The sequence below is a fragment of the Dechloromonas sp. ZY10 genome (genome assembly GCF_041378895.1).
GTDB lineage: Bacteria > Pseudomonadota > Gammaproteobacteria > Burkholderiales > Rhodocyclaceae > Azonexus > Azonexus aquae.
Genome location: NZ_CP144212.1, coordinates 2,981,329 through 2,993,516, shown reverse-complemented (window position 1 = coordinate 2,993,516; position 12,188 = coordinate 2,981,329). Strand labels below are relative to the sequence as shown.

At 63.4% G+C, this 12,188-nt stretch carries 12 protein-coding genes; 9 read left to right on the top strand and 3 right to left on the bottom strand.

What is annotated here, in order from left to right; translation table 11 throughout:
* Nucleotides 1-55 precede the first annotated feature (55 nt).
* The gene (locus VX159_RS13675; RefSeq protein WP_371323438.1) at nt 56-622 is read right to left on the bottom strand and encodes an OmpA family protein; all 567 of its coding nucleotides are present in this window, start codon (nt 620-622) and stop codon (nt 56-58) included.
* A 183-nt stretch (nt 623-805) separates the two neighbouring features.
* Between VX159_RS13675 and VX159_RS13670 the strand changes: the two genes are divergently transcribed.
* The 5 genes from VX159_RS13670 (at nt 806) to hemA (ending at nt 6,090) form a co-directional block, all read left to right on the top strand.
* A complete protein-coding gene (locus tag VX159_RS13670; protein ID WP_371323437.1) occupies nt 806-1,804 on the top strand; it encodes a sulfate ABC transporter substrate-binding protein in 999 nt (332 codons plus the stop codon).
* A 117-nt stretch (nt 1,805-1,921) separates the two neighbouring features.
* Nucleotides 1,922-2,800, top strand: coding sequence for a sulfate ABC transporter permease subunit CysT (cysT, locus tag VX159_RS13665; RefSeq protein WP_371323436.1), 879 nt, complete (start codon nt 1,922-1,924; stop codon nt 2,798-2,800).
* Nucleotides 2,797-3,672: a sulfate ABC transporter permease subunit CysW gene (gene cysW, locus VX159_RS13660; protein ID WP_371323435.1), complete on the top strand. Its 876-nt coding sequence runs from the start codon at nt 2,797-2,799 to the stop codon at nt 3,670-3,672. Before cysT ends, cysW begins: the two co-directional genes overlap by 4 nt.
* Nucleotides 3,669-4,745, top strand: a complete 1,077-nt coding sequence (locus VX159_RS13655) for a sulfate/molybdate ABC transporter ATP-binding protein (protein ID WP_371323434.1) — start codon at nt 3,669-3,671, stop codon at nt 4,743-4,745. Before cysW ends, VX159_RS13655 begins: the two co-directional genes overlap by 4 nt.
* A gap of 91 nt (nt 4,746-4,836) precedes the next feature.
* A complete protein-coding gene (gene hemA / locus VX159_RS13650; protein WP_371323433.1) occupies nt 4,837-6,090 on the top strand; it encodes a glutamyl-tRNA reductase in 1,254 nt (417 codons plus the stop codon).
* Nucleotides 6,091-6,156: 66 nt separating this feature from the next.
* On the opposite strand, the gene VX159_RS13645 is transcribed toward hemA, so the two are convergent.
* Complete coding sequence (locus tag VX159_RS13645) at nt 6,157-7,458, bottom strand: diguanylate cyclase (RefSeq protein ID WP_371323432.1); 1,302 nt, start codon at nt 7,456-7,458, stop codon at nt 6,157-6,159.
* 201 nt (nt 7,459-7,659) lie between these two features.
* Between VX159_RS13645 and prfA the strand changes: the two genes are divergently transcribed.
* Genes prfA through grxD form a run of 3 tightly spaced genes read left to right on the top strand, consistent with a single transcriptional unit; the run spans nt 7,660 to nt 9,948 of the window.
* Complete coding sequence (gene prfA / locus VX159_RS13640) at nt 7,660-8,742, top strand: peptide chain release factor 1 (protein ID WP_371323431.1); 1,083 nt, start codon at nt 7,660-7,662, stop codon at nt 8,740-8,742.
* Between the two features lie 2 nt (nt 8,743-8,744).
* Nucleotides 8,745-9,611, top strand: coding sequence for a peptide chain release factor N(5)-glutamine methyltransferase (gene prmC / locus VX159_RS13635; RefSeq protein WP_371323430.1), 867 nt, complete (start codon nt 8,745-8,747; stop codon nt 9,609-9,611).
* 13 nt (nt 9,612-9,624) lie between these two features.
* Nucleotides 9,625-9,948: a Grx4 family monothiol glutaredoxin gene (gene grxD / locus VX159_RS13630; RefSeq protein WP_371323429.1), complete on the top strand. Its 324-nt coding sequence runs from the start codon at nt 9,625-9,627 to the stop codon at nt 9,946-9,948.
* Between the two features lie 130 nt (nt 9,949-10,078).
* Here the strand turns inward: grxD and VX159_RS13625 are convergent, their stop codons facing one another.
* Nucleotides 10,079-10,459, bottom strand: a complete 381-nt coding sequence (locus VX159_RS13625) for an OsmC family protein (protein WP_371323428.1) — start codon at nt 10,457-10,459, stop codon at nt 10,079-10,081.
* Nucleotides 10,460-10,697: 238 nt separating this feature from the next.
* Between VX159_RS13625 and VX159_RS13620 the strand changes: the two genes are divergently transcribed.
* A complete protein-coding gene (locus VX159_RS13620) occupies nt 10,698-12,125 on the top strand; it encodes a hypothetical protein (protein ID WP_371323427.1) in 1,428 nt (475 codons plus the stop codon).
* Nucleotides 12,126-12,188: the final 63 nt, after the last annotated feature.

Sequence of the window (12,188 nt, the reverse complement as noted above, 5' to 3'; positions counted from 1 at the left end):
GTGCGGCGGTGCGAGTCGCCGGCGGCCGCGAACCGGATGAGAGGCGAAGCCGGGCTTACTTCTCGTAAACCAGTTCGGCGCGGCGGTTTTCGGCCCAGGATTCTTCGTCGTGGCCCTTTTGCCGGGGCTTGCTCTCGCCCAGGCTGCGGATGCCGATGCGGTTTTCCGGGGCGCCGTGGTTGAGCAGGGTCTGGCGCACGCTGTCGGCGCGCTTCTGGCCGAGGCGACGGTTGTAGTCGCTGGGGCCGCGTTCGTCGGCATGGCCTTCGATGCGGATGCGCAACGCCGGGTTGGCCGCCAGGTGGCGGGCATGCGCCTGCAGCACCGTGTCGTAGTCGGCCTTGATCGCGGCGCTGTCGAGGTCGAAGTGAATGCTGCGTACGTTCAGCGGGTCACCCAGCGCCGGCTGGCCGCCTGTTGCGTCGGTGCCGGCACCCGGCGTGGCCGCCGCCAGACGGGTTTCGCCCTGCAGTTCCGGCGGCACCGGCTGGCCGAGCAGGCCGGGATGCACCTTGAGCGCCCCCTTTTGCGAAATGTGCTTGCTCGGCGGGATGTCGCCCTTGATGGCGCAAGCGGCGAGCAGGGAGGACAGAAGCAGGGTGGCAGGCAGGGAGGCGCGCATCGTTTCGGGCAGCGGAAGTTAGGGCAAGGGCGAATGATAGCCGCTTGGCCCGGGCTTGTCTGCGGGCGTCAGCGGTATGCCGCTTGCCAAAGCTTCAAAGGATATAAGCAAATTCTGAAATTTTATTTGTTGTTATAAGAGGCGTCGGCTAAATTGCCTCCATTGCTTTTGGAGTACCCGCATATGAAATCCCTGCGCCACACCTTGTCTGCTCTTGTTCTTGCCCTTGCCAGTGCTGCCGTTCTGGCCGATGCGACCTTGCTGAATGCTTCCTACGATGTCGCCCGCGATGTGTACAAGGACTACAACCCGATGTTCCAGAAATACTGGAAGGCCAAAACCGGCGAGAGTCTCGAACTGAAGCAGTCGCATGGCGGTTCGACCAAGCAGGTACGTGCCGTTGCCGACGGCCTGGAGGCCGACGTGGTGACCATGAACCAGGCCAACGATATCGAGTTTCTCGCCGACAAGGGCCTGGTGGCCAAGGACTGGGCCAGGAAATTCCCCAACAACGCTTCGCCCTACACCTCGACCATGGTTTTCATCGTCCGCAAGGGAAACCCCAAGGCGATCAAGGACTGGAGTGATGTGGCCGCAGCCGGTGTGCAAGTGATCGTTCCGCACCCCAAGAACACCGGCAACGGTCGCAACACCTACCTTTCGGCCTGGGCCTGGGCGCTCAAGCAGCCGGGCGGCAGCGACGCCAAGGCGCAGGAATTCGTTGGCAAGCTGTTGAAGAATGCGCCGCTGTTCGCCGCCGGTGGCCGCGATGCGACCACCACCTTCATGCAGCGCCGTCTGGGCGATGTGCTGATCACCTTCGAGTCCGAGGCCGAGATGATCGCCAAGGAATTCGGCAAAGGCGAATTCGAAGTGGTTTATCCCAGCCTGACCATGCAGACCGAGTTTCCGGTGGCGCTGGTTGAGAAAGTGGTGGACAAGAAGAACACTCGTACTCAGGCCAAGGCTTATCTGGATTACCTGTGGTCCAAGGAAGGCCAGGAAAACGCGGCGCAGAACTACCTGCGGCCGCGCGATCCCGAAATCCTGAAGAAGTACGCCCAGTTTTTCCCCCCGGTCAAAACCTTCACCGTCGATGAAGTCTTTGGCGGCGCCAACAAGGCCTTTGCCACCCACTTCAAGGATGGCGGCAGCTTCGACCAGATTTACGTCGCCAAGTAATTCGCGGCAGAATCGCGCCCGCAGTCATCACCTCTGGGGCGCCGGAGCTCAGCCGTCAGGCTGGTCGCCGGCGCCTTTCGCTTTGCTACGGTCAACCCGGAATTTGAATAAAAAAACATGTCCGTCAATTCCCAACGTGTACTCCCTGGATTCGGGCTCGCGCTCGGCTACACGCTGGTCTATCTGTCGCTGCTGATCCTGCTGCCGCTGGGCGGCATGATCCTCAAGGCGTCGGAACTGGGCCTCGTGCAAATCCTCGACATCGCGCTCGGCGAACGTTCGCTGGCGGCGTTTCGCGTCACCTTCGTCTCGTCGCTGCTGGCGGCGTCGATCAACGCTTTTTTCGGGTTGATCGTGGCCTGGGTGCTGGTCCGCTACTCCTTCCCCGGCAAGCGTTTCGTCGATGCCCTGGTCGATCTGCCTTTCGCGTTGCCGACGGCGGTCGCCGGGATCACGCTGGCCACGCTCTACGCCGGTAACGGCTGGCTCGGCCGCTATCTCGAACCGCTCGGCTTCAAGGTCGCTTACACCCCGCTCGGCATCGTCGTTGCGCTGACCTTCGTCACCCTGCCGTTTGTCGTGCGTACATTGCAGCCGGTGATCGAGGATATCGAAACCGAGGTTGAAGAGGCGGCAGCGACGCTCGGCGCCTCGCGCTGGCAGACCTTTGCCAAGGTCATCTTCCCGGCCATCGGTCCGGCGTTGCTGACCGGCTTCGCGCTGGCCTTTGCCCGCGCGCTCGGCGAGTTCGGTTCGGTAATCTTCATCGCCGGCAACCTGCCGCTGATCTCCGAGATCGTGCCGTTGCTGATCATTTCCAAGCTGGAGCAATACGACGTGCTCGGCGCCACCGCGCTGGCGGTGGTGATGCTGGCGATTTCCTTCGTGCTGCTGCTGGTGATCAACCTTCTGCAATGGTGGGCGGCCAATCGGCACAAGAATATCGAGCCGCTGGAAGTCGCTGCCGGCAAGGCCGGGCAGGGGAGCACCGCATGAGCCACAATAAATTGACCCGCGCGACGCAGGAGCCGGCCTGGGTGCGTCGCACCCTGCTCGCTGTCGGCCTCGGCTTCCTCTTCTTCTTCCTTGGCCTGCCGCTGCTGGCGGTGTTTGTCGAAGCATTGGCGCAGGGCCTGCCGCTCTATCTCGACGCGCTGCAGGACCCGGAAACCCGCTCGGCGATCTGGTTGACCGTGGTCATCGCGCTCGCCGTGCTGCCGTTCAACATCCTCTTCGGCGTCGCAGCCGCCTGGGCCATCGCCAAGTTCGATTTCAAGGGCAAGAGCCTGCTGATCACCCTGATCGACCTGCCGTTCGCGGTCTCGCCGGTGGTCGCCGGGCTGATCTTCATCCTGCTCTTCGGTGCTCAGGGCTATTTCGGCCAATGGCTGGCGGCGAATGAATACAAGGTGATCTTTGCCGTGCCGGGGATGATCATCGCCACCCTGTTCATCACCTTCCCCTTCATCGCCCGCGAATTGATCCCGTTGATGCAGTCGCAAGGCAAGGATGAAGAAGAGGCGGCGATTTCGCTCGGCGCGTCCGGCTGGCAGATGTTCTGGCGGGTGACCCTGCCCAACATCAAGTGGGGCCTGCTTTACGGCGTGATCCTGTCGAACGCCCGGGCGATGGGCGAGTTCGGCGCGGTGTCGGTGGTCTCCGGCCACATTCGCGGCGAGACCAACACCCTGCCGCTGCACGTCGAAATCCTTTACAACGAATACAACGCCATCGGCGCCTTCGCTGCGGCGTCGGTGCTGGCCTTGCTGGCGCTGGTCACGCTGGTCGCCAAGACCATCGTCGAATGGCGCATGCGCAAGGAAACTGAAATGCTGAACGCAGAACTTCCCGGCGAGAAAACCCAATGAGCATCGAAATCCGCAATATCTCCAAGCGCTTCGGCAATTTCGTCGCGCTCGATAACATCAATCTCGACATCCCGACCGGCGAACTGGTCGCGTTGCTCGGCCCGTCCGGCTGCGGCAAGACCACGCTGCTGCGCATCATCGCCGGCATGGAAAGCGCCGATCAGGGCGAAATCCTGTTCTCCGGCGCCGAAGCGACTCACCTGCACGCCCGCGAGCGGAACGTCGGCTTCGTCTTCCAGCATTACGCGCTGTTCCGCCACATGACGGTGTTTGAGAACGTTGCCTTCGGCCTGCGCGTCAAGCCGCGCAAGGAGCGGCCGTCGGACACCGAAATCAAGCGCCGGGTGATGGAATTGCTCGGCCTGGTCCAGCTCGACTGGCTGGCCGACCGCTATCCGTCGCAACTTTCCGGCGGCCAGCGGCAGCGCATCGCGCTGGCCCGCGCCCTGGCCGTCGAACCCAAGGTGCTGCTGCTCGACGAGCCTTTTGGCGCCCTCGACACCAAGGTGCGCAAGGAGTTGCGCCGCTGGCTGCGCCGCCTGCACGACGACATGCACATCTCGTCGGTGTTCGTGACCCACGACCAGGAAGAGGCGCTCGAAGTTGCTGACCGCGTGGTGGTGATGAATCACGGCAAAATCGAGCAGATCGGTTCGCCCGACGAGGTCTATTCCTCGCCGGCCACCCCCTTCGTCTATCAGTTCCTCGGCAATGTGAACGTCTTCCACAGCCGGGTTCAGGGCGGCTATGCCGAGGTCGAGCGCGAAGCGCGGCCGGAGAACGGCGAAAAGGCGACCGCCTTCGTCCGTCCGCACGACATCGATCTGTCGAATGTCGTGCTGGAAAACGGCATGCCGGCGACGGTCAGCCATGTGCACCCGATCGGGCCGGTGGTTCGTGTCGAACTGCAGCACGACGCCGAGATCGTCGAAGTCGAGTTGTCGCGCGAACGCCACGAGGCGCTGCAACTGGCGGTTGGTCAGCAAGTCTGGTTCCGCCCGCGCCAGATGCGCGTTTTCGGCGCCGACAATCAACCACGGTCGACCCCGGAAAAACAGGCTTTTCTATTTTGACCCGCTGCAAGGCAGGGGCATTTGCATCAAAAATGCCCCTGCCCGTCGGGTGTTATAATCGCCGCCCGATTCCAGTGAAGAACCTCGACCGGTGATTTTTACCCTCGGCCTCAACCATCATTCCGCGCCGCTCGCCATCCGCGAGCGCGTGGCCTTTGGCGCCGACAAGTTGCAGCATGCGCTGGCTGACCTGACGCGCAACCGTCCGGTCAAGGAAGTCGCCATCCTGTCGACCTGCAACCGCACCGAAATTTACTGTGCGGCCGAATCGCCGGAGGTGGTGATCGACTGGCTGGCGCAGTTTCATCAGGTCGAGCGCAATGAACTGGCGCCTTATCTCTATACCCACGATCAACCGGATGCCGTGCGCCACGCCTTCCGCGTCGCTTCCGGCCTCGATTCGATGGTGATCGGCGAGCCGCAGATTCTCGGTCAGATGAAGGACGCGGTGCGCGCCGCCGAAGAAAGCGGCACCCTGGGTACGCAGCTGCACAAGCTGTTCCAGCGCTCATTCTCGGTGGCCAAGGAAGTGCGCACGACCACCGCGATTGGCGCCAACATCGTGTCGATGGCCGCTGCCGGCGTGCATCTGGCCGAGCGCATCTTTCCCTCGATTGCCGGACAGAACGTGCTGTTCATCGGTGCTGGTGAAATGATCGAACTGTGCGCTGCACATTTTTGTGCGCAAAAGCCCAAGCAGGTCACCATCGCCAATCGCACCGTCGAGCGCGGGCGGGCGCTGGCCGAGCAATACGGCGGCAGCGCGATCCGCCTCGACGAACTGGCCGAGCATCTGCCGCGCCACGACATTGTCGTCTCCTGCACCGCCAGCCCCTTGCCGATCATCGGCCTGGGCATGGTCGAGCGGGCGATCAAGGCGCGCCGGCATCGGCCAATGTTCATGGTTGACCTGGCCGTGCCGCGCGATATTGAGCCGGAAGTCGGCGAACTCGATGATGTCTTCCTGTATACCGTCGATGATCTGGCGCAGGTCGTCGCCAGCGGCCTGGAGTCGCGTCAGGCGGCAGTGGTCGAAGCCGAAGGCATCATCGGCGAACGGGTCCGCGAATTCCTTGGCTGGTTGCAGTCGCGTGAGACGGTGCCGGTGATTCGCGGCCTGCGCGATGCGGCTGAGCGGATGCGCCGGCACGAGATGGAGCACGCGCTGAAGCTGCTGGCCAAGGGCGAGAATCCGGAAAAGGTGCTGGAGCAGTTGTCGCAGCGCTTGACCAACAAATTCCTGCACGCGCCGACGCAAACCCTGAACCTGGCCGAAGGCGAGGACCGCAGCCAGTTGCAGACGGCAGCTTCGCGCTTGTTCCACTTGCACCCAGACGCTCACTGAGCGGTTTTTCCCGCGATTTACGGTCGACCGTGTGCAGCGCCGGTTTTTTCCGGCGCCGGCCAGCGTTTAGTCCTCCAGTCCGGCGACCCGATTGCGTCCGGCATGCTTGGCCCGATACAGCGCCCGGTCGGCGCGTTCGATGGCGTTTTCGAGGCAGCCGTCGCCTTCGCGAATGCCGTCGATGCCGATGCTGCAGGTAATGCCGATGGCGGGCGCGCCGGGCTGGACACAGATCGCTTCGTGTTCGATGCGCTGGCGCAGGCGCTCGGCAAAAACACCCGCAGCCTCGCGGGGCGTGTCGGCGAGCAGGAACAGGAATTCCTCGCCGCCGATGCGGGCGAGCAGGTCGCCCTTGCGCCTTTCCTCGTCGAGCACCTGGGCTACGCGCTGCAGCACGGCATCGCCGCCGGCGTGGCCGTAGCGGTCGTTGACCTGCTTGAAGTGGTCGAGGTCGAGCATCAAGACCGATAGCGGCCGGCCGCTGCGGCCGTGACCGTCAAACAGGATTTGCCCCATTTCGACCGCCGAGCGCCGGTTGCGCAGCCCGGTCAGCGGGTCGGTGTTGGCGCGCAGCTTGAGCTCGCGGATCAGCGTGTTGCGCTCGGAAATATCGCGAATCACTGCGGTGAATTCGGTTTCGCCGTCGATGCGGATTTTGGAAATGCTGATTTCAGCCGGAAATTCGCTGCCATCAGCGCGCAGGCAGAGGATCTCGCCGCGCTCGAACATGTGCCGGGCCTGGATCGGCGAGTGTGAAAACTGCTGGATATAGCTGCCGTGCCGGGCTCGGAAACGCTCCGGTAGCAATTGGTCGAGCGCCATTCCCTGCAAGATTTCGCCGCTATAGCCGAATTGCTGCTGCGCGGCGCGGTTGCTGAGCTTGATCCGCTGCTCGCGGTCGATGGTCAGGACCCCGTCGTAAGCCGTATCGAACAGCCCGCGATAGCGTTGTTGCTCGGTCTGCAACTGGTTGGCGAGGACGATTTTTTCGGTGATGTCGGTGGCGGTGATGATCAGCCGGGTTTTGGGCCGGCAATCGACCAGCGCCCGCAATGGTTTGACCAGGACCCGCCACCAGCTGGTCTGGCCGCGCTGGTCGAAAGCCTGACGGAAGTCCTCGGGGCGCCCTTCGGCCAGACTATGGCGCAAGGTCTGGAGAAATTCATCGACTGCGTAGGTTGGCAGGTAGTCGTACAGCGTTGCTTCCGGTAGCGGCCGGGCATAGGGCTGGCCGAGCATGGCAAAGAAAGGAGCGTTGGCGGCGAGCAGGCGGAAGCTGCCCTGCTCGTCGGGTTCGACAATGGCCATGCTGGCCATGATTTCGTCGAGAATTTCCTGAAGTTGTTGGCGATTCGCGCTGATCAGCATTTTTCTTGTTGTCTTCGAGGGGCAAGAGGGCATTGGACTGCGCCCACCGCGAAAGTTCCCCTGTCGGGGGAATGGTTTTGTCCGGGGGCGGGAGGCGGCTGGCGATTCCGGGTAAAATACCGGCCCCGTGCAGTTTTCTGCCGCCGCCTGTGGGCCGCTTGGCCCGCTGCCTCTGTTCTCTTCCCTTTTGGCCTGTCCTCCATGAAAGCCAGCATCCGCCAGAAACTCGACCTGCTGGTCGACCGCCTTGATGAAATCGACCGCCTGCTGGCGGCGCCGGATGTGGCCAAAGATATGGACCAGTTCCGCAAGCTGACCCGCGAGCGGGCCGAGGTCGAGCCGGTGGTGCTGCAGTTCAACGCCTTCCGCCAGGCAGAAAACGATATCGTCGAGGCCGAGGCGATGCTGGCTGACCCGGACATGAAGGAATTTGCCGAAGAGGAAATTGCCGCCGCCCGCGCCCGTCTGCCCGGTTTTGAGGTCGAGTTGCAAAAGCTGCTGCTGCCCAAGGACCCCAACGACGACAAGAGCGTGCTGCTCGAAATCCGTGCCGGTACCGGCGGCGACGAATCGGCGCTGTTTGCCGGCGATCTCTTCCGCATGTACTCGCGCTACGCCGAGCGCCAGCGCTGGCAGGTCGAAGTGATGTCGGCCAGCGAATCCGACCTTGGTGGCTACAAGGAAGTGATCTGCCGGATCGGCGGTTATGGCGCCTATTCTCGGCTCAAGTTCGAATCCGGTGGACACCGCGTGCAGCGCGTGCCGGAAACCGAAACCCAGGGCCGCATCCACACCTCGGCGTGTACCGTCGCGGTGATGCCCGAGGCCGACGAGGTCGAGGACGTCAACCTCAACCCGGCCGATCTGCGCATCGACACTTTCCGCGCTTCGGGTGCCGGCGGCCAGCATATCAACAAGACCGATTCGGCGGTGCGCATCACCCACCTGCCGACCGGGATCGTCGCCGAGTGCCAGGACGGCCGTTCGCAGCATGCCAACAAGGCGTCGGCGATGAAGGTGCTGGCGGCGCGGATCAAGGACATCCAGCTGCGCGAGCAGCAGAGCAAGATTGCCAGCACGCGCAAGAGCCTGATCGGCTCCGGCGACCGCTCCGAGCGCATCCGTACCTACAACTTCCCGCAGGGCCGGGTCACCGACCACCGCATCAACCTGACCCTGTACAAGATCGCCAGCATCATGGAAGGCGACATGGACGAAGTCCTCGACGCCTTGGCGGCCGAACATCAGGCCGACCTGCTCGCCGAACTGGCAGAACAAAACTGACGATGACTCTCGGCGAAGCCCTGGCTGCAGCGCGCGGCCGGATCGACCGGCTCGATGGACGGTTGCTGCTGCAGTACGCCACCGGCTGCAGCCATACCGACCTGCTGGCGCGGCCGGAAACGCCAGTGCTCGCGCCGGCGCTGGCACAGTACCTGGAATGGGTCGAGCGCCGGGCCGCCGGCGAGCCCTTGGCCTATCTGGTCGGCGAGGCCGAGTTTCGCGGCCGGGTGTTCCAGGTCTCGCCCGATGTCTTGATCCCGCGCCCGGAAACCGAGGTGCTGATCGAACTGGCTTTGCAGCGGCTGCAGGCCTGGCAGGCCGCGCAGGAGTCGACGGCGGCGGCCGAGCAGCCGGCGGGGCGGCGTCCCCGCATTGTCGATCTCGGCACCGGTTCCGGCATTGTCGCGATTTCGCTGGCGCTGGAGTTTCCTCTGGCCGAGGTGGTCGCGGTCGATCTGTCGCCCGACGCACTGGCGGTGGCCCGCAACAACGCCGGCCGCCTTGGTGCTCGCGTCGACTTCCGTGCCGGCAGCTGGTTCGCGCCGCTGGCCGGCGAGCGCTTCGACCTGATCGTGTCCAACCCGCCTTACATCGCCGCCGGCGACCCGCATTTGGCCTTGAACGGCCTGCCCTTCGAGCCGCAGCTGGCGCTCACCGATCAGGATGAGGGCGGCAACGGCCTGGCCTGCATCCGCGAGATCGTTGCCGCTGCGCCCGGGTACCTGACGACCGCTGGCTGCTTGCTGTTCGAGCACGGCTACGATCAGGGGGCCGCCAGCCGGAACTTATTGACTGCCGCCGGGTTCAAAGCGGCGCAAACCCATCCCGACCTCGCGGGTATCGACCGCGTCAGTGTCGGCCATCGTTAAATCTGGAGTCAGCATGTCCGACGTTCAACAGCGCATCAAAGAAACCGTCACCACCAACCCGGTCGTCCTCTACATGAAGGGCGATGCCCGCTTTCCGCAGTGTGGCTTCTCCGCCACCGCCGTGCAGATCCTCAAGCTCTGCGGCGTGAACGACTTTGTCACGGTCAACGTGCTGGCCGACGAAGAAATCCGTCAGGGCGTCAAGGAATACGCCAACTGGCCGACCATTCCGCAGCTCTACATCAAGGGTGAGTTCATCGGTGGCTGTGACATCATGAAAGAGATGTATCAGGCCGGCGAACTGCAGCAACTGCTGCAGGGCATCGCCAGCGCCTGAGTCCGCTTCATCCGGCAGGCCGCGCGCCGCCGGTCAGCGCAAAAAAGCCCGCACTGCTGCCGCAGGCGGGCTTTTTTGCCACCGCGAGCCGGGAAAGGGGGAACCCGGTGCGGTGCAAGCGGCGGCTGGATCAGGCCGCTTCTGCAACCTGGAATTCGATGCTGGCGCCGGTCTTGACGATTTCCTTGACCGCGCAGTGCTCGATGCTGTCGATGATTGCAGCTTTTTGTTCGGCGGTGAATGCAGCCGGGAAGCGGACCTCGGTGCGGAACTTGCCCAGGGTCAGCGGGCCGCCGGGGCCGGCAAAGGGCTTGCAGTCGATCTCGACGCCGACCGGCGAAATGCCCAGCGATTTGCATGCCTTCTTGGTAAATACGGCCGCACAGGCGGCGAGCGAGGCGTAAAAGGCTTCCAGCGGATTCATCGCTGAGCCATCGAGTGCGTAATCGGCTTCGAACTTGCCGGCATTTACCTTGATTTGCATGCTGCTATCGACAACGGTCTTGTACATGGCTGTTCTTCCTGAGTGGTTTATATAATTGAACGCTTATATTTTGTCCGAAAAGCCGGGAGAGAGGCAAGGGCGGCTATGTGCCGGTGTGTAACCGGGGGCAGCGTTCCGTGCTACGGTCGACGGTGCTAACAGGCAATTTTCGGCGGCAGGCAAAGGTGAGCAAACAGCGGGTGCGTTTGGCTGGTTGCTGGGGCGTATCGTATCCGGCGGACTGCCGTCAATCGGGGAGGAAAAAATGCAGCAGCGGCAGCTTATCGTTGGTTTGGGGATTGCGCTTGCGACGAGTTGGGCCGTCGCCCAGCCGGCTCGGTCGGCACCTGCGGAGATGCGCGAGCCGCCGCCGCAGGCGTATGCCGATTGTCGCGGCAAGCAGGCGGGCGAGCGTGTGCAGCATCAGACTCGCGATGGCATGGTTGCGGCCACCTGCGTCGAAGCTGCCGGTGGCTTGCGGGCCCGGCCCGAGCGCGGGCAGCAGGCGGGCGATCCGGGGGCCGAGCGCCCGGCGTCCGGGGGCAGCAAATATTCGCTCGAACAGGCAATGTCGGACCGTGCCCAGCTCAACACCATCGCCTTCAACGCACTGGCTTTCCTGACCGGCGATTTCGGCTACGACACTTTTTTGCCGCCGGGCAAGGTGTCCGACTATTTCGGCTTTCAATATTTGCGCGATATTGATGCTCGCGAGGGCGGTCACAATACACATTTCCTGACTCGGATTGCCTACAACCTGCTGACGATTCTCGACCGTGAACAGAAGTCCAGGTTGCAGGCGCTGGCCAAGGCGCAGCAGGACGATATCCGGCGCTTTGCCGAGTTGCGCCTGCCTTTGATTCAGGCCTTCCGACTCAATCTAGAAGGGCATTTGCCGGCTGGTCGCCACAGCCTCGACCGGGCGGCGATCCTCAAGTACTCGGCCGAGCTTTACGAACTGGACGGCAAGCTGGCCTATGCGCGGGCCGAGACGATGGCCGCGATTCTGCGCAGTCTCAGCCCGGCGCAAAAACAGGCTCTGGCGCGACTCAAGTTCGGCGATTCGGCAACCTGGCCCGAGTTGCCCGAGCCGCTTGACCGGCGCAGCATGAGTCATGGCGAGCACGTGGCGGTGATGACTTACGCCAGCGAGATGTTTTCCTGGTATGCCGGTTCGCTGGCTGCCGACACCTATTTCTGTCCCGAGCGGCACGGGATGTATTTCGGCGGCTTCGGGATGAAAACGGCGCCGGCGATGGGCAAGCGCGATTACTCGATCAGCACCCGCCTGACCGGTGATAGCGGCGAGGCGTTGCTGGCCGTCTTGAACGAGAACCAGCGGCAATCGCTGACCGCCTTGCCGGGCGCGCAGCGCAACGAATTGCAGGAAATTGCCCGGGTGCGCCGCGAAATTGCCGGCGAACTGCGCCGTTTGCTTGATGGTGAGCGGGCCGACCGGCAGCGGGTATTGAGCTTGTCGCGCCGTTACGGCGAACTCGACGGTCAGTTGTCGTATCTCTACGCCATGGCTTTCGCCCGGATCGGACAGAGCCTGAGTCCGGCGCAGAAGCAGGCGCTGGCCAAGTTGCGCAAGGTCGATCCCGCCGAGCCCAGGGGGCCTTTCCTGTATTCGACGCCGGTCAGTCAGCCGAAGGTCGACGGGGTGGAGCGCTTCTTCTCGACGCGCGGCTGAACCTTCCCTGCCGGTTCGTTGCCCGCCGGCACTGGCGGCAGCCTCGCTGCTGCACGGGAATGG

Coding starts and splice junctions, on each gene's coding strand:
- prmC (WP_371323430.1), top strand. CDS start 8,745: ATGACTCTCGGCGAAGCCCTGGCTGCAGCGCGCGGCCGGATCGACCGG.
- cysW (WP_371323435.1), top strand. CDS start 2,797: ATGAGCCACAATAAATTGACCCGCGCGACGCAGGAGCCGGCCTGGGTG.
- prfA (WP_371323431.1), top strand. CDS start 7,660: ATGAAAGCCAGCATCCGCCAGAAACTCGACCTGCTGGTCGACCGCCTT.
- grxD (WP_371323429.1), top strand. CDS start 9,625: ATGTCCGACGTTCAACAGCGCATCAAAGAAACCGTCACCACCAACCCG.
- VX159_RS13620 (WP_371323427.1), top strand. CDS start 10,698: ATGCAGCAGCGGCAGCTTATCGTTGGTTTGGGGATTGCGCTTGCGACG.
- VX159_RS13655 (WP_371323434.1), top strand. CDS start 3,669: ATGAGCATCGAAATCCGCAATATCTCCAAGCGCTTCGGCAATTTCGTC.
- VX159_RS13675 (WP_371323438.1), bottom strand. CDS start 622: ATGCGCGCCTCCCTGCCTGCCACCCTGCTTCTGTCCTCCCTGCTCGCC.
- VX159_RS13670 (WP_371323437.1), top strand. CDS start 806: ATGAAATCCCTGCGCCACACCTTGTCTGCTCTTGTTCTTGCCCTTGCC.
- VX159_RS13625 (WP_371323428.1), bottom strand. CDS start 10,459: ATGTACAAGACCGTTGTCGATAGCAGCATGCAAATCAAGGTAAATGCC.
- cysT (WP_371323436.1), top strand. CDS start 1,922: ATGTCCGTCAATTCCCAACGTGTACTCCCTGGATTCGGGCTCGCGCTC.
- VX159_RS13645 (WP_371323432.1), bottom strand. CDS start 7,458: ATGCTGATCAGCGCGAATCGCCAACAACTTCAGGAAATTCTCGACGAA.